Here is a 20820-nt window from a genome sequence, read left to right as displayed (position 1 = left end):
AGGTCACCATGGGCTATTCATCGACGGGACCCAAGCCATTCGAGGCTGCAAGCAAAGCGACGCACCACCATATTATCAACGACCCAATTGTCCAAGCGAAGCTGAGCCACTTGTGGATTCCGCCGCTCATGAAGAATGAATCGTTAGCCGACTTGGTGCTGAGTTTCCAGCCTGTTAAGACTAGTACCGTGACTGACGTGGTGGCAGTTGACGGAGGCTACACTGAAACCAAGGTCAGAAAGGACTTCCCATCGGCGATCATACACTTCTTCCAGTTCGGCGCTCTCCGTTTTGAACGAGACGACTTAAAGAAGCTTGAACAGACTCCTTACATCGCGCCAGAAGATATGGCCCGATTGAAAAACATAGAGCGATTAAAACTCATGCTGCCTACTAAGGGAGTGCGATTCAAGGACAAAACTACGCTGTTGGAGTCTGTACGCATTGCGGTTTATGACTTCTTTGCTAAAGAGACCCTGGGCGAGGAGGAGAGCCTCCTGGATACGCTTAAGTGGTTTGTCTATCGCCGTTATAAGAACCCTTCCCAGCGCACAAACGTCGACAAGACTTGGTTGCTCTCTAGCAATCCACTCGCCAATGGATCCGACAGCCTGAACTTGCAAGAAATCAATATGTCCAAGGACGGAACCTTTGCATGTCCTGTAACGGGCGGGACCCTTTATCTGACAGACATATTCCGCTTCCATGAGGTTATCGATGAAGAAATGGGCGCTGCTGGCGTATGCGGCTACCTTGCTGGTGTCATCGAACACATGGTAATCCTTCACATCATACGGCATGTTCTGCGCTATCAGCCTGGCATAATGAATAACGTACTATTCATCATGGACCGGCCCACAGGCTTCTTTGGACAAACCGCAAGACTTCATGTTTTGATGAACGAACTGGTTTGCTGGCTCCTGGACAATCACAACCTACTTCTGGCCGGTTTGGAGAAGAGTGGCGCTTTTGTTGACCATGCCAGGGACGTTCAGCAACTGATGCCAGCTGGATCCTACCTGATACTCGGGGACAAGTACATCTATCGATATATATCTCCTGGACAAGAAGACCCAACAAAACCCTATGCGTCGACGTCTTACTACGGACATAAAGTAATATTTAAAACTCATTCAGGGCAAATGCACGTTCTTTCGCTGCCTGTTAGAAAGCTAAAGAAGGAGCCAAAGACAGAAGATCTGCCAAATCTTGATTTGGTGCTAACACATATTGAAGAGCTACATTGTGATATGTACGACTCCGCACTTATCCCGATTGTTCTCGCCAATAAACTAGTAAGCCTCGCGGCCCATCCGAGCAGCCAGATACTTATGCATTTTGCCAAATCAAAAATTTAGTGAACTGTCTGGCAATTAATTTGGCAAAGGCTCGAGTCATGAGCCATGACTTATACCATTTCAATCAGCCTGATTGTATATAAAAAAACATATATATTTTATATAATTGCTTACATCATAAGTGGTAAATATTGCGTATGGCGTACCCAATAGATAGGAAATTTGTTGTCGCTATGGCGTCCAGTGCTATTTTTGATTTGGGTGAAGCGGATTTAGTGTTTAAAAATGATGGCCCGGATGCTTATAAAAAATATCAAGAAGAACATGTAAACGATGTGTTACAGCCAGGAGTTGCATTTCCATTCGTAAAAAGATTATTAAGGCTAAACAATATTTTCCATACAGAACAACCGATTGAGGTTGTCTTATTATCTAAAAACTCTGCAGAAACTGGTCTTCGCGTTTTCAATTCTATCAAACAATACGGATTAAATATAACAAGAGGAGCATTTTTGAGTGGCGTTTCGCCATATCCATTCCTTCAATCATTTAACGCGACAATTTTTCTTAGCGCTAACGGCGACGATGTGAAAGCAGCCATTGACACAGGAAATGCTGCTGGGATGGTAATCAAATCTGAATTTGAAGATGATGACAACGAGGAGCTTAGACTTGCATTTGATTTTGATGCAGTACTCGCTGATGATGAAGCAGAAAAAATATATAAAGAATCAGGAAATCTTGAAGAATTTCATCGACACGAAGTAGCAAATCGGGAAATTAGCTTAAATCCTGGCCCATTAAAGGCTTTTATTGATAAAATTTCGTTTTTTCAAAAACTGGAAGAAAGGCGTGCAAATCAAGTTGAAGGATATAATAAAATTCTTAAAACAGCTATTGTCACTGACCTGCCCGGCACTTTTCAGACCAGTCGAAACTTGAGATAGGTTTCCCCCTCAACCACGAGGGAACTGATGAAAAAGGGACGATTTTCCGAAGAGCAGATGGTGGGTATCCTACGCGAGGCTGACCGCAACCCGGTGGCCCAGGTGGCCAAGAAGCATGGAATCAGCGAGCAGACGATCTATACATGGCGCCAGCGGTTTGCAGGCATGTCCGCCGATGACGTGAAGCGACTGCGCCTGCTAGAACAAGAGAACACGCGGCTGAAGAAGATCCTTGCGGAACGGGACCTTGAAATCGAGGTCATGAAGGAGATCGCCGCAAAAAAGTGGTAGGCGCACCCGCCCGACGGCTCCAGGTGGCGTACGCCAGGAGTCGCGGACTTTCACAACGCAGGGCGTGTGCGCTGTTATCCACTTCCCGGTCGTCGCTCCACTACGAGTCGCGGCTGGAGGCCCAGGACAAGCCGCTGATGGCGGCGATGGCGGGCTTGGCTGTGACGTATCCGCGCTTCGGATACCGCCGGATCAACGTGTTCATGGAACGTCTGGGGCATGTCATGGGCGCCGACAAGGCGTTCCGGCTGTGGTCCAAGGCCGGGTTGCAGGTGCCCAGGAAGCGGCCTCGGAAACGCGTGGCTGCATCCCGGCCTCGCCCTCAACTGCCGATGGGATCAAACGAACTGTGGGCGTACGACTTTGTCTACGACGCCTGCGCAAACGGTCAGCAGATCAAATGCCTGACTGTAGTGGACGAATACACGCGTGAGTGCCTGGCTATAGATGTTGCTGGCAGCATCAGGTCGGGCCGGGTGATCGAGGTGCTGTCCCGCCTGATCAGCGAACGTGGAGCTCCTCTGAGCCTACGCTCTGACAACGGCCCGGAATTCGTGTCGAAGGCGCTGCTCAAATGGGCGGCTCGGGAATCTCTGGATTTGGCGCTGATTGAGCCTGGGAAGCCATGGCAGAACGGATTGAACGAGAGTTTTAACGGGAAATTTCGCGACGAATGTCTGTCGATGGAATGGTTCCGGTGTCGGGCCGAAGCGCGGGTTGTGATCGAGGAATGGAGGCGGCACTACAACTCCGTTCGCCCGCATTCAAGCCTGAACAACATGACGCCCGAACACTTCTGTCGGCAGTATGGAAAAAACCTGAACCGGGGGGAAACCCTCAAGAATTGAGTGGTCCGAAGTTTCCCGGCAGGTCATCACTGCTAGGAATGCACCATCCCATGAGAGGATGATTAACACATTAAAACAATGGGGTATTTCTGTTGATGCGGCTTTTCTTATGGGCGGCGTAGACAAGAAACGAGTACTCGAAGTATTAAAGCCACATTTATTCTTTGACGACCAGATTACGCATCTTGATAGTACAAAAATACCACAAGTCCACGTTCCATTTGGAATTGCAAATAACCATGTCAATAAAACGTAGAATTTGGGACTGCATCCTTTGAAGACTGGGACCCTGGGTCTCTGAGACCAAGAACCCAGGAATAACCGCAAATAGGTCGGCATGTAATTTCTGCTGAACTATTTGCGTATGCGCTACTGAAAGGTCTATTTCGCTGCCTGTGCTATGATGGCGCGGCAAAATGCAGGCAGATCGTCAGGCTTTCGTGCGGATATCTGATTCCGGTCCACGACAACTTCCTTATCTATCCACGTAGCGCCAGCGTTGACCAGGTCATCCTTGATGCCGGGGGTGGATGTGCAGGTGAAGCCTTTCATGATCCCCGCGGAGATCGGAATCCATCCGCCGTGGCAGATGTGGGCGACTATTTTCCCGGCTTCGTGCATTTCGCGGGTGAGTTCCAGGACCTTGGGGTCACGTCTGAGCTTGTCGGGCGCGAACCCGCCGGCAATGACCAGCAGGTCGAAGTCCTTGGACTGCTGGTCCACGATGGCGGCAGTGGATTTGAAGGGATACCCGTTTTTGCCTGTGTACACGACTCCCGCCTGAGGTCCGGCAACGACCACTTCGGCGCCTTCTTCGATCAGGCGGTAGTATGGGTAGAGAAGCTCCATGTCTTCATAGATGTGAGCCACAAACATCAGGACTCTCTGGCCTTTCAATTTCATTCCGGACTCCGGTGGGTTAACGGATGATGAACATAGAGGAAACAGTTTGCCTGTCCCCATATGCCAATCTTGCGCTGCATGTCCATGAGCCCTGCTGCAGGAAAAGGGTTACTCATGCATGGACCCTTCCGCCAATGCGAAGCGGTGCCTGAGTTCCTCCATCTCCCGCTTTGTCACGCCGTGCCCCGCGAAATGCTCTCGCCAGCCTGCGGCCGTTTCCCGCATTTCTTCCCAGATTCTCCGTGCCTCACTTTCGCTGAGCCCGAAGGGCCGGACGTCGCTCAGGATGTTGGACCGTGTGGCCGCGCGGCCTTCCAGTCCGCAGCGCAGGGACAGGTTCCATTGCCTGAAGCGGATGGCGGAGGGCACCAGATCGTAGGCCGGGGTCATGGCGATGGCTTTGCGCGAGACGAAAAAGGCGTGGTTGCGCAGGTGGTCGTCGCGGTTCGAACACAGGGCGTTGAAAGCCATGCGGCGGAATATCTCCGGGCCGCAGTCCGCGTCGCCGAGCCTGCGGGCCTGCTCGGCCAGGTTCTGATAGCTGCCCCAGTCGCCGTCTTCCTCTGCCCCCGTCACCGTGAAGCCTGAAATGACGTGCCGCGAACCGCCGCTTAGGCGGTCGAATCGCTCGACCAGCAGGACGAAATGCCCGTCCAGTTCCATCAGCCGTGTCGATGCGACCGTGATGCCGCAGCGTGCGGCCAGGGTCATGGTCGCGTGCTCGACCACGGGTTCGCGCCACGGGTCCCCGCGTTTGGAGAATTTGGCGATACAGGACGTTCCGTCCACGGTGACCATGGCCTTGGGCCTGGCGCCGCCCAGGGACAGGCTGGAGGCGAGGGCCGCCAGGAACGCGTCTTCAGGCATGCCGCTTCGCACGGCATCGAACTCCTCGTCGTCCTCGACCTCATCGACGCGGGCGACGATGGCCGCCACCCGCCCCAGGTCTTCGGGCACCATGCAAAACGCATCGCCCGTGGCCCAGGGAGCCAGGGACGCCGGACCGTCCGGCGTGGGGCCGAAGGCCAGTGCGCCCATGCGCTGCGAGTGATGGGCCGCCGTCAGGACCTCGAATTCGCTCAGGGTTCCGGGGGCGCGGCCAGCCATGAGTCCCAGCACTTTGCGGCCCCAGCGGTCCGGGGCGGCGTCGCGCAGGGCGCTGAAAAGGTTGCTTCCGGAAAACTCCATGTCGGCCAGGGGCATCCGGGCCGGGTCGAGGGGAATGGCGTCCGGCCGCTGCAGATAGCGACGGCCGTAGCGGAAGAAATACGCCCGGTCCTCATGCCGGAGCAGCCCCGCGGGAACGTAGTCCATGCCGGACAGGCGGATGAAGACCACGGCCCGCTCAGAAGTCGAGGTCATCGCTCACCTCCGTTGCGACGCGTCGCGGCAGCCTGCTCACGGCCATGGCCCTGCCCACGGGGTCGGATTCCAGGGACGCCATGCCGCCAAGCTGGTCATCGAGCTGCAGAACCCACAGGACATGGGCCAGCACCCCAAGCGACACCCCGGGGTGCCCGTTTTCCAGGCGGCGGATGGTCTCGCGCGTGGTCATGGTGCGCGCGGCCAGATCCTGCATGCTTAAGGCCCGCAGCTTCCGGGCTGCGCGAATGTTGCGCCCCAGGCGCTCAAGATTGGCAGCGGGGCTTCCCGGCAGATCGTGCGCGGATGTTTTTTGGGTGACATGCATAATATATATGGCTTTATACATATTTATGCAATATGAATCACTCATTTTATCGGCAGTGACTGAGCGCGCTCTTTCTTCCCGGGCACTCTCTTCGGTCGCCATTTATGGCGAAAAACATAGAAATAACTGGCGGATATCGCCATTTTTCACGACATGAAAAAGCTGATGGGGGTCTGTTTTTAACGAACGATTTGTCAAACAGGTCGCGGTAGCCCCCCCTGATATCCGCCCCTATGGCCTGCACGTTCCGCATGGCCTGTATCCCCCGGCGACCGCCTCTTCCCTGGTCGCAAAGACGGCGACGCAATTCTTGCAATTGAAATTCCGGCATCCGGGCTGGTGAAAAACACCGCTCTTTGTGTTCCCATGATACGGCCCGCCACCTGCGGCGACGAGGATCGGGCCGCTCTTCTTCGGGGCCGACGCCTTCCCCCCATGCCTCCACTCCCAGGGCGCGACGGGCGCCTTGTCGGACCATAGCCCAACCCTGCTCGCCTTGGCCTGCGCCTCAAGCCCGGCCCACTGCGAGCACATGGGGCCGTCGCAGTATTGGCGATAGAGCCAGGCATAGCCGTCGCGGAGCTGCTCGGCATTCACGTCCGTCCCGGCCACGGAGATTCTGGCCACAGTGCGGCCGTACTTGTCCGTGTCCGTCGGATCGACATCAACGGTTTTCCCGAAAACTAAATCGCTGAGATTGGACTTCGAAGCCTTGCCGTGCGGCTGGCTGCTCTCAGGCGCATCGATGCCGTAGAGCCGGATCTTGTACTGATCGCGCCCGTCGCGAAGCACCGTGATGGTGTCGCCGTCCGCAACCCCCACCACTTTCCCCTGCCAAGCCCAGGACGTGGCGGCCATCAACACGAGCACCGCGCACACAAGGAACATTCTCATCACAAACCTCCATTTTCCTCCGGCCATAACTCTCCCCCCATCCCGGGTCAGCAACAAATGTTGTCAGACAGACTGCTCAACAAGGGCAGGCCGCCATCATGCGTCATACTTAGAATTCGTCATAAAACAGGCACCCCGCATACGCTTTGGTGCGAATGCAGGGTATCTCAGGCAAAGGCAAGGCGCGCGGATTCTCTTTTGACGAACCGTATCCATCCCGGCAGGCGTTCACCGTTTGCGCAGCCATCGCTTTCAACGCGGGGGTGTGTTTATCGATCCTCATCCCGAGCGGAGTGCTCACGCGTTACCCCCCGATTCGCCGTTGACCGTGCTGAAAAGCCGGTAGGCAAAACCGTGCGCTATGGTTTACAGCCATCATCATGGAGCAACCTGATGCGGATTCGTGCATCAAAAACCATCACGGCAGCGGAGTTGCGGCCTGATTGTGACGAGCAAACCAGAACGGAACAGGGTGGGGCATGAAGCAGTATGATGTCATCGTTGTTGGCGGCGGGCCGGCGGGCGGCGGGGTGGCCGGTCCCTTGGCGCGGGCGGGGAAGAAGGTCGCGATGATCGAGGCCGTTGCGTATGGCGGGGTGTGTCCGCTCAGCGGCTGCAACCCGAAGAAGGTCCTCATGAGCGGCGCCGAGGCCATGCACATGGTCGCCGGCATGACCGGGAGCGGGGTTGCGGGCGGCATCTCCATCGACTGGCCGCAGCTCATGCGCTTCAAGCAATCCTTTGTGGACCCGGTCCCCGAGAGTGCGCGCAAGGCGTACGAAGGCATGGGCATCGAGACGTGGCTGGGCGCTGCGAAGTTTGTCGGGCCGCGCGCAGTGGAGGTCAACGGCGAGACGCTCACCGCGCCGCACGTCTGTGTCTGCGTGGGGCAGGAATCGAGCCCGCTCCCGGTTCCCGGCGGCGAGGGCCTGCCCGTCAGCGACGATTTTCTGAACCTGAAGCAATTGCCGCGCCGCATCGTCTTCATCGGCGGCGGGTTCATCGCCTTCGAATTCGCGCACATCGCCCGCATGGCGGGTGCAGAAGTGGTCCTCCTCAACCGCTCAGACCGCGTTCTGCGGCAATTCGACCCCGTATTGAGCCGGGCGCTGGTCGAAGCATCGAGAGCCGCCGGGATCAACATCAGGCTGGAGAGACCAGTCCAGGCCGTCGAGCGCGTGGCCGGCGTTTATCGCGTGCATTGCGGGGAGCACGGCTCCGACGTCGTCGAGGCCGACATGGTCTTCAACTGCACCGGCCGCAGAGCCGCCGTCTCGAGGCTTGATCTCGCTCAAGCGGGGGTTGAGCACGGGCCTGCGGGCATCGCGGTGAACAGCCGCATGCAGAGCGTGTCGAACCCGCATGTCTATGCCATCGGCGACGTCGCCGACCAGGGCCTGGCCCTGACGCCCGTGGCCACCATCCAGGGCCGGGTGGCCGCCGCGAACATCCTGCATCCCGATTCGGCCGAGGTCGATTACACGGGCATCCCGAGCGTCTGCTTCACTCTGCCGCCTCTGGCGAAGACGGGGCTGCTGGAAGCCGAGGCCCGGGAGCGCGGTCTGGAATTCAAGGTCAAGGAGACCGATCTTGCGGACTCGTTTTCGTGGAAGCGGCTGGGCGAAGCGGTCGGCAGGGCGCGGGTGCTCGTCGACGAACGAAACGACCGCGTTCTCGGCGCGCATATTCTCGGGCACAACGCCGAGGAGATGATAAACCTCTTCGCGCTGATCGTCCGTCAGGAAATCCCCGTCTCCAAGGTCAGGGATACCGTGTGGGCATACCCCACCTGCGGGTATGAACTGAAGTACATGGTGTGAGGGAGTCGGCAGGGAAGGCCCGCCGCTTGAGCGGACGGCATTCCCCTGCGGAGCCGCGTCCATGTACGCCCAGGATCTCCCGTCAAAAGGATCGAGTGACAGCGGCTTGCGTATCAATTCGGCTTCGGCCGGGATCGCAAGCCGCTTTTGTTCTCCACCCACCGCAAAATCAGCGCGCCACCCGGATAAAATCCTCCCCAGCCTTGTATCCAGGCAATAATGGCCTTATGTTCCTGGCATGACCCATGACAGTTTGATCAACGCAGCCCGAGCAGGCGGCTTGCTGACCGTGCTCTTCATTCTGGCGCTCGCCCTTCTTGTTCCGGCGCAGGAGGCGGTCGCGGAGCGGAAGCAGGCCTATGTCCTGACCGTCGATGACGCCATCGGCCCCGCCACCCGTGACCATATCGTGCGCAACATCACCCGGGCCGAACGCGAAGGCGCCGGGGTGGTCGTGCTGCGCATGAACACCCCCGGCGGGCTTGACGCCTCCATGCGCGACATCATCCGCAAGATCCTGGCCTCCGAGGTGCCGGTGGTGACCTGGGTCGCGCCGGCCGGGTCCCGCGCGGCCAGCGCCGGGACGTACATCATGTACGCCAGCCACATTGCGGCCATGGCCCCGTCGACCAACCTCGGCGCGGCCACGCCGGTGCAGATCGGCGGCGGGGACGGCGGCCGGGACAAGCCGCCCTCGCCCTGGAAACGCGCCTGGGACGAGCTGGAAAAGAGCGGAAACAAGACGGAGGGGGCGAACGCGACGGAAGACCCGGAAGACCTGCCCGGCGACGCCATGGGCCGCAAGGTCGTCAACGACGCGGTGGCCTACATCAAGGGGCTGGCCGAGCGCCATGGCCGCAACGCCGAATGGGCCGAACGCGCGGTGCGCGAAGCCGTCAGCCTCACCGCGTCCGAGGCGCTGGAGCAGAAGGTCATCGACGTCGTCGCCGCCAGCCTGCCGGAGCTGCTCACTGCCATCGACGGGCGCGAGGTGCGCATGGACAACGGCACGCGCGTCCTCGAAACGGCCGGCCTGACCCCGGTCGAGATCGAGACCGATTGGCGCACCGAACTCCTGGCCATCATCACCAACCCGACCCTGGCCTACATCCTGCTGATGGTGGGCATCTACGGACTGATCCTCGAGGGATACAACCCGGGCTCCCTGGTGCCCGGCGTCATCGGCGGCATCTGCCTGCTGCTGGCCCTGTACGCCTTCCAGATCCTGCCCGTGAACTACGCGGGGCTGGCGCTCATCATGCTCGGGCTGGCGCTGATCGTGGTGGAGCTGTTCGTCCCGGCCTTCGGCATCCTCGGCATCGGCGGCATCGTAGCGGTGGTGGCCGGCTCGATCATCCTCTTCGAGGGCGACGTACCCGAATTTCGCATCAACCTGGCCGTGATCGCCGGCATGGGAGCCGTCTCGGCCTTGATCTTCGGCGGCATCGTCTGGGTTGCCGCCCGCACCTTGCGCAAACCGAGGCTAAGCCACCGCGAGGCCATGGCCGGACTCGAAGCCGAGGCCATCGAGGACTTCATCGACGGGCTCGGGCGGGTGCACCTGCGGGGCGAAGACTGGTCGGCCCGCTCGGAGCACCCGATCCGACGGGGCGACAAGGTCCGCGTCATCACCATGGAGGACGAGGGACTCGTCCTCGCCGTCACCCCGACGTCAACCGGCAACGGCAAACAGTAAAAGGAGAACCTCATGAATCTCTATTTTCTGCAATTCGTGTCCTTCGGCGTCATCCTGCTGGTAGTTCTGCTGTACTATACGATCAAGATCCTGCGCGAATACGAACGCGGCGTGGTCTTCACCCTCGGCCGGTTCGACAAGGTCAAGGGGCCGGGCATGATCATCCTCATCCCCTTCGTGCAGCAGATGGTGCGGGTCGATCTGCGCACCGTCGTCATGGACGTCCCGACCCAGGACGTCATCTCCCACGACAACGTCTCCGTACGGGTCAACGCCGTGGTCTATTACCGGGTCATCGATCCGGAAAAGGCCATCATCGCCGTCGAGCACTATATGGAAGCCACCAGCCAGCTGGCCCAGACCACCTTGCGCTCCGTGCTCGGCAAGCATGAACTCGACGAGATTCTGGCCGAGCGCGACAAGCTCAATGAGGCTATCCAGAAGATTCTCGACCGCCAGACCGACGGTTGGGGCGTCAAGGTGAGCAACGTGGAGATCAAGCACGTCGATCTGGACGAATCCATGATCCGCGCCATCGCCAAGCAGGCCGAGGCGGAACGGCAGCGGCGGGCCAAGGTCATCCACGCCGAAGGCGAGCAGCAGGCCGCGCAGAAGCTGGTGGAGGCGGCGGACAAGCTGTCCGAAAGCCCGAACGCGATCCAACTGCGCTACCTGCAGACCCTGGGCGAGATCGCGGGCGAAAAGAACTCGACCATCGTCTTCCCGGTGCCCATCGACACCCTGAAAAACCTGCTCGGCGGAAAGTCCTGATCCGCCTTCGACAAGCAGGCAACGCCACGCTGGAGGGGCGGAAATGTCCGCCCTTTCCCCCGCATTCGGTCACGGCTTGCAACGCGGCAAGATGACAAAGATTATCAATCCCCCCTTCTGCCATGCTTTGAGCTTCACAATTCGATTTCAAGCCCGCCTGAACCATTCCGCGTCAATTCGGAGCTTGACGATCCGATATAATTGTGCGCTAGTTTCCCCCATCAACGCACAGGCATGACGCCTCCGCAGCCCCTCTCGACATGTCGGCTGCGCAGGCGCGGGACGCACGGAGGCCCTCGCCTTGATGGGCAAGCCCTGCACACGAGATCGCACCGCCGCCAGAGCGGCATCCGGAGGACGCATGAAGATAGTTTCCCTGGCTACGAGCCTGAAGAAGGGTACGCGCAAGACCAAAGTGGACGAACTGCGCCTGGTCGAGGACCACGGGGTGGAGGGTGACGCCCACGCCGGGCCCTGGCATCGGCAGGTGAGTTTCCTGGCCGCAGAGCAGATCGCGGGCTGCGTCGAGCGGGGCCTGAGTGTGGATTTCGGGGATTTCGCCGAGAATGTGGCCAGCGAAGGCGTGGACTGGAAGACCCTGCCTTTGGGTACGCAGGTCAATCTCGGCGACGAGGTGCTGATCGAGATCACGCAGATCGGCAAGGAATGCCACAAGAAATGCGCCATCTACTACCAGGCCGGAGACTGCATCATGCCCCGCGAAGGCGTTTTCGGGCGCGTCCTCAAAGGGGGCACGGTCCGGGTAGGCGACGCGATCAGGATCGGCTGAGCGTTGCCGGGCTCAAGCCCTTCCGGCGTCGACGCGTAACAGTTCTCCGCTCGTGAAGGGCGCTTCCGACAAGACCTCCTCTCATCACCGGGGATGCGCGCGCCGCCATCCCCCGGTCCCTCCCCGACCGGAATGAACGCGGCGTATGACGCGCATGCGCCGCTCCACCCCGGACATGCAGCCCGCCGACGATCCGTCATACATCAGGATTTGTTGACAGCGCGAAAAAATGGGCTGTAATGCCCTTGGTTGCAGATCATGTCCGTGCGGCCCCGCAGGCGTCCGGGTTTCCCGGCCCCCGGCCCCGGCGCATGTTCCCGCGTCCCGCACTGCACGAACCGGGAGGGTTCCATGAGTCCCGAATTGGCCAAGCCTTTCATCAACGCGACCAAGCACGTGCTCCTGAACACCGCGGCCCTCGAAGTCATGGCGGGAAAGCCCTACGTCAAGCAGGACAGGTCGGCTTCGGGCAGCGTCTCCGCCCTCATCGGCATCACCGGCGACTGCAGGGGCATGTTCGCCATCTCCTTTGACCGCAGCACCGCCGTGCACATCGTCCGCCAGATGCTCGGCGACGCCATCGAGGACATCGTGCAGGACGTCCAGGACGCCATGGGCGAGATCACGAACATGATCTCCGGCCACGCCCGCCTGGGCCTGGTCGACATGGGCCTCAAGCTGCAGGGCTCCACCCCGTCCGTGGTCATGGGCGACAACCACACCATCTCCTACCGCGCCTCGTCCAGGGCCATCGCCATCCCCTTCTCCTGCCAGGCCGGCTCCTTCACCCTGGAGTTCTGCTTCGACTAGAAAACGGGCCTGCCGACCCTTTTTCGGATTGCCGAGCACGAATCGGATATCCTTCGCACATGGAAGCCGTTAGATGACGTTGCAGACGCGACACATCCGGCGGCAGCCATGCGCGCTGCACAGAACCCCTGGCTCCCGCCGGACGACATCCATGAACTCAGGCATCTGAAAGAGGCACGCCGTGAAGAACGACGCATACGCATCCGAAACCGACCGCTGGCGGGCCGTGGCCGAGCGCGACCCGCTGGCCGACGGCGCCTTCGTCTACGCGGTCCTGACCACCGGAATTTACTGCCGGCCGCACTGCGCGTCGCGCCGGCCCAGGCGCGAGAACGTCCGCTTCTTCGACACGAGCGCTCAGGCCGAGGACGCGGGCTTTAGCCCCTGCCGGCGCTGCGCCCCCGATGCCGAAGCCGCCCCCGACCGTGCGGCCGAGGCCGTCGTGCGGGCCTGCGGCCTGATCGAAACCGCAGAGCGCCACCTGTCCCTGCGGGAACTGGCCGCAGCCGTGGGCATGAGCCCGGCGCACTTCCAGCGGCTCTTCAAGCGGCGCCTCGGTGTCAGCCCCAAGCAATACGCCCTGGAGAAACGGCTGCAGCGCGTGCGCGGCGCCCTGCGCCAGGACGGCAGCATCACTTCCGCCGTCTACGCCGCGGGCTTCGAGTCCGGCAGCCGTTTCTACGAGAACGCGGCGAGCGCCCTCGGCATGACGCCGGCGGAATTCCGCAGGGGCGGCGAAGGCGCGGCCGTCTCCTACGCCATCGCCCGGACGTACCTGGGCCTGGCCCTCATAGCGGTCACGGACCTCGGCGTCTGCCGCATCGATCTCGGGGACGACCCGGAAACCCTCGTCGCCCGCCTGCACGACGCCTTTCCCAAAGCCCTGCTCCAGGCCGCGGACCCGGTCCTCGAAGGGCGCATAGCCCAGGCTCTGGCGTGTCTGGAGGAGCCGCAGCGCGCCGCGGACCTGCCCCTGGACATCCGGGGCACGGCCTTCCAGCGCCAGGTCTGGGCCGCCCTGCGCGCCATCCCGCCGGGAACGCGAACGACCTACACGGAAATCGCCCGCCGGATCGGCAAGCCCGCGGCAGTGCGCGCCGTGGCCAACGCCTGCGCGGCCAACGCCATCGCCGTGGTCGTGCCCTGCCACCGCGTACTGCGCGGCGACGGCGGCCTCGGCGGCTACCGCTGGGGCCTCGACAGGAAGCGGGCCCTCCTGGAACGCGAAGCACAACAAAACGAATGAACGCACGGCGGCATGCGTCCGCCTTTCGCTTCAACTCAACAACAATCTGTCAAAAAACAACGCTGGCGGGAACGACGGGCCTCATCGCGCCGTTTACGGCTTGCGGCAAACGCACAGTATCCATTACCCCTCTTGTGATATTTTCACCCGCATGCTATCCACGCCGCAATTCACTGCATCCGACTCTCGATTCAAGGAGGTATAGGGTCTTTTCCTGAGAAAGTACGAACAGTTGATGCATTACTTTGGTTTCTTGGCTGTCACGGCCGGTTTCTAGCGGTTTGTTCATCAGTAACGGATGAGGGAACAGGGAGGAAATATGGCGGATGATTCGGCAAGAGGCGAGACTTCGTATGTCGTGATCGAGAGCGGCAAGACATCACTCAGGGATTTGTACACCAAGGAGGACTGGATGGCCATCTGGATGGGCTTCCTGATCCTCATCGTCGGGCTTTTCATCTTTGTCCCGCGTCCTCCGGCCAACATGGACGCGGATTTCGCCAAGTACAAAGGCATCATGTCGGAGGAGGCGGCCAAGGCCCCATTCAAGACCATCGCCTGGCACAAGGCCTCCGCAGCCAAGAAAAAGATCTCGGCCGGCAGCGAGGACTACGCCAAGTCGCTGAAGTCCTTCCTGGCGGCCCCCAGCGACTGGTCGTCCAACCCCCTGGACGCCCTGTACTTCAGCCAGGAGGCGGCCGACGCCAAGAACGCGGCGGCCAAGGATGCCTTTGACAAGGCCAAGGCCGCCGAAGAGGCCGCGCTGGCCAAGGCCGAGGCGTCGGAGGCGGCCGCTGCCGCGGCGGCGTTCAAGGACGAGGCCCTGAACAAGGCGGCGGAGGACGACGTCAAGGCATGGACCGCCGCCACGGACAAGGCGTCCAAGGCCAAGGCCAAGGCCGGAGCCAAGCCGTTCAACCGTTTCCCCTACCTCATCGGGCTGGCCGTGGCGCTGGCCCTCTTCTTCGGTGCAGGCAAGGCCATCATGGGCGAATCCTTCGGCGCCTTCCTGCCGGGCTTCTTCTTCGTCTTCGCCCTGGCCGTGCTGGCCTATATGGCCGAGACCCAGGCACTCATGAAGCACTGGGGCTTCGGCTTCCCGCTGTGGGCCATCGTCTTCGGCATGCTCATCTCGAATACCATCGGCACGCCGAAGTGGGTGGTCCCGGCCGTGCAGACCGAGTACTACATCAAGACCGGCCTGGTGCTGCTGGGCGCGGAGATCCTGTTCAGCAAGATGCTGGCCATCGGCAAGCCGGGCATCTTCGTGGCCTGGATCTGCACGCCCGTCACGCTGATCCTGACCTACTGGTTCGGCCAGCGCATTCTGAAGATGCCCTCCAAGACCCTGAACATCACCATCTCGGCCGACATGTCCGTGTGCGGCGTCTCGGCGGCCATCGCCACGGCCGCGGCCTGCCGCGCCAAGAAGGAGGAACTGACCCTGGCCATCGGCCTGTCCATGATCTTCACGGCCGTGTGCATGGTCGGCCAACCCGCCTTCGCCAAGCTCGTCGGCATGCCGGAGATTCTGGCCGGGGCCTGGATGGGCTCGACCATCGACTCCACGGGCGCCGTGGCCGCGGCCGGCGCCTTCTACGGACAGAAGGCCCTGTACGTGGCCGCGACCATCAAGATGATCCAGAACGTGCTCATCGGCGTCACGGCCTTCTGCGTGGCCATCTACTGGTGCACCAAGGTGGACTGCGTGCCGGGCAAGAAGGTCAGCGGCTGGGAAATCTGGTACCGCTTCCCGAAGTTCGTGCTCGGCTTCATCGCCGCCTCCATCGTCTTCTCCCTCATGTTCAACACGCTGGGCGACGACTACAGCACGGCCATCCTCGACCAGGGCGTGATCCGCAGCTTTAGCAGGCTCCTGCGCGAGTGGTTCTTCGCCCTGGCCTTCACGTCCATCGGCCTGGAGACCAACTTCCAGGAGTTCAAGCCGCACTTCAAGGGCGGCAAGCCGGCCACCCTCTACATCTTCGGACAGAGCTTCCAGCTGTCCCTGACCCTGCTCGTGGGCTACATCATGTTCTACATCGTGTTCCCCGAGATCACAGCGAGCCTGTAGTCCATGGACCCCAGGCAAACGCACACGTCGAACACCTCCCGCGGGGCGCAGGCCCCGCGGGAGGGCCTGCGCCCCTGGCTCAGGCTCGCGGCCGGAGTGGCCGCGGTCCTCTTCTTCATCTTCGGCATCGGCACCCTGGCGTCCCATCTGCCCGGCGCCAGGCATATGGCCGAGGTCATCGAGGAGCGCGACCTGCGGGCCACGGCCATCTTCTACACGGACTTCAAGGAATCGTCCGAGGGGTCCGAATACATCCGCGACTGCCTCCAGTACCCGCCCGGCAGGATGCCCCCAACGGAATGACCGGCAGCGGCTGCGCCCTCCGGCACCGTGTTTGCTTTCCTGGCTTATCCAGGAGGCAACACCATGTTATTCTTACAATTTTGGAAAATCAAGACAAGGCGAAAGTCCCGTCCCCCACGCACGACACGGAGGCGGTGAACGCCTGCACCGACGCGGCCCTGCTCGACGCCGTGGCCGGGGCCATCGCTCTGCAACGGCTGGCCGCACCCCTGGACGCCATGGGGACGAGGCTGCGCACCACCACCGAGAACGGTCTCAGGCAGGTCGCGGCCATCGGCGGCCATGCCGGCGCCGTGGCCGAACGCGCGGGCACAGTCGAAGGCCATGCCAGGCGTCAGGCCGAGGTTGCGGAGGAGGCGGCCGCGCACATGGTCCGCCTGGAAGCCCGGCTCGGGGAGGTCGAACGGCGCGTGGGCGAGCTGTCCGCCGCCATGGCGGAGCTGCTCGGCTTTGTCGGGACCGTGGAGACCCGGACCAAGGGGATCGGGTCCATCGCCCACGCCATCCGGGACATCGCCGCATCGACCAACATGCTGGCCCTGAACGCGACCATCGAGGCGGCCCACGCCGGGGCGGCGGGCAAAGGCTTCGGGGTCATCGCCAACGAAATCCGCAACCTGTCCCACCAGACCATGGACGCCACGGCCCGCGTCGACAATCAGAAGGACGACATCGAGAAGAACGTGGCGGCCATGGTCGAGGCCGTGCGTCGCGTGGAGGCGCTCGTGGGCCGGATGAACGAGTCCATGGCCGACTGCCTGGAGGATGCGCGGGTGGCCAGGCCCTGCGTCGAGGAGGGCGGCGTGCTGGCCGCGGACCTGAACGGGCAGAGCCGGGGCATCGTCGAGGCGGTCGGGGCGGTGCAGGAGAGCCTCGCCTCCCTGCACGAGGGCAGCGCCTCCCAGGCGGCCGAAGCCGAGTCCCTGGCCGATCACGCCAGGCAGGTCAAAGAGACCTCCGAAAGCCAGCTCGCGGCCGTGGGCCGCCTGCGTTTCGCCGCCCACGAACGGGCCCGGCGATCCGTGGAAGAACTGGTCCGGGGCGACGACGTGCGCGGCATGGCGCGGCCTCGCGTGGAGGCGGCCCTGCGCCGCGCCCTGGACCAGGGACTCTTCGAGCTCCTCTACGTAACGGACGCCGGGGGACGGCAGATCGTCGACAACATCGGCCTCGTCGCGACCGCCTACGGCGACAAGGGGCTGGGCAAGGACTGGTCCGGACGCCCGTGGTTCCGCCATCCGACAGGGAAACGGGAGACCTACGTTTCGGATTTCTACCGTTCGGCCGCCACGAACGCCTACTGCCTCACGGTCTCGGCGCCGGTCTTCGACGCCGCCGGAAACCTTGCCGGCGTCCTGGGAGCGGACGTCGATCTCGGCAGGCTTGTCGAACTCGCCCGCACCGACCAGTGCCGACAACTCAACAGTTGACGTTTTTGAAAGATAACATGCCGAAATTTGACGAAAAGGTGCAATTATCGCTGTCAAGGGCAACTCCCTGCCGAACCGGGCGCATCGTCAGAGGAAAGACCTGCCGGCGGGTGCCTTGATCATTCCAGGACGCGCTGGTATTTTTTCCGATCCGAACAAATCCGCGCGTCCTTTTTCGGCAAGGCCCCCCAAAGGAAACACCCCGATGACCGCTTTCCCGACCCTTCCGACCATTTCCGCCGCCTGGGCCGCCTCGCCTTGGACCGCCCGCCTGGAGGAGGCCGGGCCCTTCGCCGCGACGGTCGCCCCGTGGATCGCGCTCATCGCCGTGGTGGTCGCCGCCATGGCGTTCCTGACCTCCCGTCGCGGCACGGAAAAACGCGCGGCGCGGAAAATGCGCAAGCTCGCCGGCACCCTCCTCGACGCCGCCACATACCGCCAGTTCCATGATGTCGCCTTCCAGACCCGGGAGGGCGCCGTGCACATCGACCATGTGCTCGTCTCCCCTTTCGGCGTGTTCGTCATCGAAAGCATGGACGAGCGCGGCGAGATCGCCGGCAAGGCCTTCGACCCGGACTGGACCTGCACGTTCCGGGGCGACACCACCAAATTCCCCAACCCCCTGCGCCCCAACTTCAACCGCAAGCTGGCTCTGGGCAACCTGACGGGAATCGGGGAGGACAAGCTGTTCTCCGTCATCGCCTTCACGGACGAGGCCAGATTCGTCCACCCCATGCCCGACAACGTGACGCGGGGCAAAGGGCTTGCGGACTACGTCACGTCCAGGAACACGCCGATCCTCGCCGAGAGCGACATTGCGGCCGTCGCGGCCCGAATCGCGGAAACCTTGTCCAGCCGCCCCGCCGCGCCGAGGCCCCGGACGGGGCAGGCCGGACCGAAAGGGCGGACGGACCCGAGCCACCTGCGCCTCATGAACCTGCTGAAATTCACCGCCATGGCGTCGGTCCTGGCGGGCGGGGCCCATGTCCTGCACAACACGACGCAATTCCCGGACATGCCCTTCAACCCCGTGACCTGGTTCACCGGCGAGACCCCGTCCAAGGCCGTCGTCACGCGGAAGCAGACGATTCGCACCGACGCGGCGCCGCAGTCCGACGCCTCCGGCATCCTCAGGATCACGGCAGCCAGGGACACATCCCTGACCCTGATCGATGAGCAGAACGGAAAAACGTTGCTGAGCCTCGAACTCAAGCGTGGGGAGTCGCGGGAAGTCGAACTGAGGAAAGGCCACTACACGGCCAGGATTCTGCAGGACGGCGCAGTCCGGACGCGCCGGGTCAGCTTCATCGCCGCCAGGGGAGCCCTCGAACTCTAGGGTCGGGAAGAGCGCGGTGCATGGCAGGCCTCAGGCATCGCTTCCCCGGCCCGCCGCCGCACCGAAAACGACGACGCCCCGTTCCGCAATGACCCGGAACGGGGCGTTTCAATTTCCGATCGGCGGCGAAGGGCCTCCCGGTCAACCCAGCAGGTACGTCAGCAGCCCGAGTTCCACGGTAATGTCCATGTTCAGGACCACCATGTTCTCCGGCGCCCTTACGGCGCGCGAGGCGAAATAGAGGGCGCCCCGCACGCCGAGCCTGCCGAGCCTGTCGATGACGCCCTGAACCTCGGGCGGCGCGACGGCGACGATGGCCAGGTCTATCCTGTCGGCATCGAGTTCCTGTTCGAGGGCGGCCATGTCGTGAACCGGGATGCCCTCGATGGACCCGCCGATGTGCGCCGGGTCCTGATCGAAGATCTGCACGACTTCGAGATTGCGCTTCTTGAACGATTCCGAATGGATCAGCACGCTGCCGAACCCCCCCGCGCCGATCAGGACGACGTTGCGGCGGCGGTCCAGCCCGAGAACATGGGCAAGCTGGTCGCGAAGCTCGGACACATGGTAGCCCACTCCCCTGACCCCGAAGGTGCCGAATTCGGCGAGATCGCGCCGGACGAGGCTCTGGGTCACCCCTTCGATCTTCTCGAAATCCCTGGACGACATGATCCCGACCCCCTTGGCCTGGAGATGGTCGAGGGTGCGCAGATATGTGGAAACGCGGCGGATAATCAGATTCTTCCTGTCCACCCTGGGGCGCGGCTTGGAACGGGTCATGGGATACCTCGTACGTGATTCTGAACGGGAAATGGCCGGTCGCCGAGCAATCTTACAAACCGATAATTACATCCAACGGCTTAAACATACGTAATATTCTAAGACATTGCCACGAAAAATCGGCCCGCCACGGATGGAATCGAAGCCCGGCCGACCATAGACATATGGGGAACGAACGAAAACCGGCCATCCCGCAGGAGTTTCCCATGACGAAGTTCGGCATCATCCTCCTGGCCCTGCTCCTCTCCTCCACGGCTTCGGCCGAAGGCATCCTGCAGGTCAAGGGTCATGCCTTCTCCAATGTCCACGCCTGGCAGAAGGGGACGGAGGTGCGCGTCAGCGGGAGAGTCAGCGGGGGCCCCGCCAGGACTCCGTTCCAGGCCGTCATCCACGTCCTGAACGATGAAGGCGGGACCCACAGGGTCACCGTGCGCATGAACAGTTTTACGGGCCAGGGCGAAACCTTCGAATGCGGGTTCAAGTCCAAGAAGCGTTCGCGCTGGTGGCAGGTCAGCCAGATCGAGGTCGTGGGACCCGATCCCGATGAAATCCGCGCTCTCAAAGGGAAGGCAGAAGCCCCGCGTCAGACGCAGACGGCCGCGCCCTCCGGCGCGATGCCCGAAAGCGGCCCGCCGCAATGCTTCCCCCTGGAAGCGGCGAATGCGGGCCCCATGCCCAAAGTCATTTTCTCCTCACGGCGGCCGGTCTGTGTCACCGTGCGGGCATTGCCCTCAGGCCGCCTCGTTCTCATGAGCAACATCGATCAGAACGTTCCCAAGGAAGCCCTGCTGCCCAAAGGTGAATACGCCGCAAAAATAGTGGGCCACGGATTCGTCGCCAACCGGAATTTCAACGTCTCCGGCAAAGGCGTCGAGATAGACCTGAACTAGGCC

General features: G+C 61.6%; 20 protein-coding genes. 15 read left to right on the top strand and 5 right to left on the bottom strand.

Annotated elements, in window-relative coordinates; translation table 11 throughout:
- Positions 1-8 precede the first annotated feature (8 nt).
- The 4 genes from ACZ5AC_RS03615 to ACZ5AC_RS03600 all read left to right on the top strand — a co-directional run bounded on the left by ACZ5AC_RS03615 (position 9) and on the right by ACZ5AC_RS03600 (position 3640).
- The gene (locus ACZ5AC_RS03615; RefSeq protein WP_464249593.1) at positions 9-1358 is read left to right on the top strand and encodes a hypothetical protein; all 1350 of its coding nucleotides are present in this window, start codon (positions 9-11) and stop codon (positions 1356-1358) included.
- A gap of 137 nt (positions 1359-1495) precedes the next feature.
- Positions 1496-2245: a 5'-nucleotidase gene (locus ACZ5AC_RS03610; RefSeq protein ID WP_464249592.1), complete on the top strand. Its 750-nt coding sequence runs from the start codon at positions 1496-1498 to the stop codon at positions 2243-2245.
- Between the two features lie 27 nt (positions 2246-2272).
- Positions 2273-3384, top strand: a protein-coding gene (locus ACZ5AC_RS03605) for an IS3 family transposase (RefSeq protein WP_464249591.1) whose coding sequence is annotated in 2 segments (ribosomal slippage) — positions 2273-2522 and positions 2522-3384 — 1113 coding nt in all. Because the reading frame shifts where the segments join, the coding sequence is not laid out codon by codon here.
- The gene (locus ACZ5AC_RS03600; RefSeq protein WP_464250592.1) at positions 3380-3640 is read left to right on the top strand and encodes a 5'-nucleotidase; all 261 of its coding nucleotides are present in this window, start codon (positions 3380-3382) and stop codon (positions 3638-3640) included. The genes ACZ5AC_RS03605 and ACZ5AC_RS03600 overlap by 5 nt, the downstream gene beginning before the upstream one ends.
- Before the next feature lie 125 nt (positions 3641-3765).
- Here the strand turns inward: ACZ5AC_RS03600 and ACZ5AC_RS03595 are convergent, their stop codons facing one another.
- The 4 genes from ACZ5AC_RS03595 to ACZ5AC_RS03580 form a co-directional block, all read right to left on the bottom strand.
- The gene (locus ACZ5AC_RS03595; RefSeq protein WP_464249590.1) at positions 3766-4287 is read right to left on the bottom strand and encodes a type 1 glutamine amidotransferase domain-containing protein; all 522 of its coding nucleotides are present in this window, start codon (positions 4285-4287) and stop codon (positions 3766-3768) included.
- A 108-nt stretch (positions 4288-4395) separates the two neighbouring features.
- Positions 4396-5649: a type II toxin-antitoxin system HipA family toxin gene (locus tag ACZ5AC_RS03590; RefSeq protein WP_464249589.1), complete on the bottom strand. Its 1254-nt coding sequence runs from the start codon at positions 5647-5649 to the stop codon at positions 4396-4398.
- Positions 5633-5977 (bottom strand): helix-turn-helix domain-containing protein, encoded by a 345-nt coding sequence (locus tag ACZ5AC_RS03585; protein ID WP_464249588.1) that lies wholly within the window; start codon positions 5975-5977, stop codon positions 5633-5635. The genes ACZ5AC_RS03590 and ACZ5AC_RS03585 overlap by 17 nt, the downstream gene beginning before the upstream one ends.
- Positions 5978-6208: 231 nt before the next feature.
- Positions 6209-6871, bottom strand: coding sequence for a thermonuclease family protein (locus ACZ5AC_RS03580; protein WP_464249587.1), 663 nt, complete (start codon positions 6869-6871; stop codon positions 6209-6211).
- Positions 6872-7350: 479 nt separating this feature from the next.
- Here ACZ5AC_RS03580 and ACZ5AC_RS03575 point away from each other — a divergent pair, with 479 nt between their 5' ends.
- The 10 genes from ACZ5AC_RS03575 (at position 7351) to ACZ5AC_RS03530 (ending at position 19147) form a co-directional block, all read left to right on the top strand.
- Positions 7351-8691 (top strand): dihydrolipoyl dehydrogenase family protein, encoded by a 1341-nt coding sequence (locus ACZ5AC_RS03575; RefSeq protein ID WP_464249586.1) that lies wholly within the window; start codon positions 7351-7353, stop codon positions 8689-8691.
- Positions 8692-8980: 289 nt separating this feature from the next.
- A complete protein-coding gene (locus ACZ5AC_RS03570; RefSeq protein ID WP_464250591.1) occupies positions 8981-10387 on the top strand; it encodes an NfeD family protein in 1407 nt (468 codons plus the stop codon).
- Between the two features lie 12 nt (positions 10388-10399).
- Complete coding sequence (locus ACZ5AC_RS03565) at positions 10400-11158, top strand: slipin family protein (RefSeq protein ID WP_464249585.1); 759 nt, start codon at positions 10400-10402, stop codon at positions 11156-11158.
- 361 nt (positions 11159-11519) lie between these two features.
- Positions 11520-11948, top strand: a complete 429-nt coding sequence (locus ACZ5AC_RS03560) for an MOSC domain-containing protein (protein ID WP_464249584.1) — start codon at positions 11520-11522, stop codon at positions 11946-11948.
- 351 nt (positions 11949-12299) lie between these two features.
- Positions 12300-12758 carry a chemotaxis protein CheX gene (locus tag ACZ5AC_RS03555; protein ID WP_028578680.1) on the top strand — a complete coding sequence of 153 codons (459 nt, stop codon included), beginning with the start codon at positions 12300-12302 and terminating at the stop codon, positions 12756-12758.
- Between the two features lie 181 nt (positions 12759-12939).
- On the top strand, positions 12940-14004 hold the full coding sequence (ada, locus tag ACZ5AC_RS03550) for a bifunctional DNA-binding transcriptional regulator/O6-methylguanine-DNA methyltransferase Ada (RefSeq protein ID WP_464249583.1): 1065 nt from the start codon (positions 12940-12942) through the stop codon (positions 14002-14004).
- 319 nt (positions 14005-14323) lie between these two features.
- On the top strand, positions 14324-16078 hold the full coding sequence (locus ACZ5AC_RS03545) for a YeiH family protein (protein WP_464249582.1): 1755 nt from the start codon (positions 14324-14326) through the stop codon (positions 16076-16078).
- A gap of 3 nt (positions 16079-16081) precedes the next feature.
- Complete coding sequence (locus tag ACZ5AC_RS03540) at positions 16082-16381, top strand: hypothetical protein (protein WP_464249581.1); 300 nt, start codon at positions 16082-16084, stop codon at positions 16379-16381.
- 134 nt (positions 16382-16515) lie between these two features.
- Positions 16516-17811, top strand: coding sequence for a methyl-accepting chemotaxis protein (locus tag ACZ5AC_RS03535; protein WP_464249580.1), 1296 nt, complete (start codon positions 16516-16518; stop codon positions 17809-17811).
- A 205-nt stretch (positions 17812-18016) separates the two neighbouring features.
- A complete protein-coding gene (locus ACZ5AC_RS03530) occupies positions 18017-19147 on the top strand; it encodes a nuclease-related domain-containing protein (RefSeq protein WP_464249579.1) in 1131 nt (376 codons plus the stop codon).
- 141 nt (positions 19148-19288) lie between these two features.
- Here ACZ5AC_RS03530 and ACZ5AC_RS03525 read toward each other — a convergent pair whose 3' ends face one another.
- The gene (locus tag ACZ5AC_RS03525) at positions 19289-19927 is read right to left on the bottom strand and encodes a redox-sensing transcriptional repressor Rex (RefSeq protein WP_464249578.1); all 639 of its coding nucleotides are present in this window, start codon (positions 19925-19927) and stop codon (positions 19289-19291) included.
- A 206-nt stretch (positions 19928-20133) separates the two neighbouring features.
- Here ACZ5AC_RS03525 and ACZ5AC_RS03520 point away from each other — a divergent pair, with 206 nt between their 5' ends.
- The gene (locus ACZ5AC_RS03520) at positions 20134-20817 is read left to right on the top strand and encodes a hypothetical protein (RefSeq protein WP_464249577.1); all 684 of its coding nucleotides are present in this window, start codon (positions 20134-20136) and stop codon (positions 20815-20817) included.
- Positions 20818-20820: the final 3 nt, after the last annotated feature.

The organism is Desulfomicrobium aestuarii (assembly GCF_055385525.1).
This window is presented reverse-complemented; position numbering and strand designations above follow the sequence as displayed.

Coding starts and splice junctions, on each gene's coding strand:
- ACZ5AC_RS03560 (WP_464249584.1), top strand. CDS start 11,520: ATGAAGATAGTTTCCCTGGCTACGAGCCTGAAGAAGGGTACGCGCAAG.
- ACZ5AC_RS03590 (WP_464249589.1), bottom strand. CDS start 5,649: ATGACCTCGACTTCTGAGCGGGCCGTGGTCTTCATCCGCCTGTCCGGC.
- ACZ5AC_RS03595 (WP_464249590.1), bottom strand. CDS start 4,287: ATGAAATTGAAAGGCCAGAGAGTCCTGATGTTTGTGGCTCACATCTAT.
- ACZ5AC_RS03610 (WP_464249592.1), top strand. CDS start 1,496: ATGGCGTACCCAATAGATAGGAAATTTGTTGTCGCTATGGCGTCCAGT.
- ACZ5AC_RS03555 (WP_028578680.1), top strand. CDS start 12,300: ATGAGTCCCGAATTGGCCAAGCCTTTCATCAACGCGACCAAGCACGTG.
- ACZ5AC_RS03585 (WP_464249588.1), bottom strand. CDS start 5,977: ATGCATGTCACCCAAAAAACATCCGCGCACGATCTGCCGGGAAGCCCC.
- ACZ5AC_RS03615 (WP_464249593.1), top strand. CDS start 9: ATGGGCTATTCATCGACGGGACCCAAGCCATTCGAGGCTGCAAGCAAA.
- ACZ5AC_RS03525 (WP_464249578.1), bottom strand. CDS start 19,927: ATGACCCGTTCCAAGCCGCGCCCCAGGGTGGACAGGAAGAATCTGATT.
- ACZ5AC_RS03520 (WP_464249577.1), top strand. CDS start 20,134: ATGACGAAGTTCGGCATCATCCTCCTGGCCCTGCTCCTCTCCTCCACG.
- ACZ5AC_RS03540 (WP_464249581.1), top strand. CDS start 16,082: ATGGACCCCAGGCAAACGCACACGTCGAACACCTCCCGCGGGGCGCAG.
- ACZ5AC_RS03530 (WP_464249579.1), top strand. CDS start 18,017: ATGACCGCTTTCCCGACCCTTCCGACCATTTCCGCCGCCTGGGCCGCC.
- ACZ5AC_RS03545 (WP_464249582.1), top strand. CDS start 14,324: ATGGCGGATGATTCGGCAAGAGGCGAGACTTCGTATGTCGTGATCGAG.
- ACZ5AC_RS03565 (WP_464249585.1), top strand. CDS start 10,400: ATGAATCTCTATTTTCTGCAATTCGTGTCCTTCGGCGTCATCCTGCTG.
- ACZ5AC_RS03580 (WP_464249587.1), bottom strand. CDS start 6,871: ATGAGAATGTTCCTTGTGTGCGCGGTGCTCGTGTTGATGGCCGCCACG.
- ACZ5AC_RS03575 (WP_464249586.1), top strand. CDS start 7,351: ATGAAGCAGTATGATGTCATCGTTGTTGGCGGCGGGCCGGCGGGCGGC.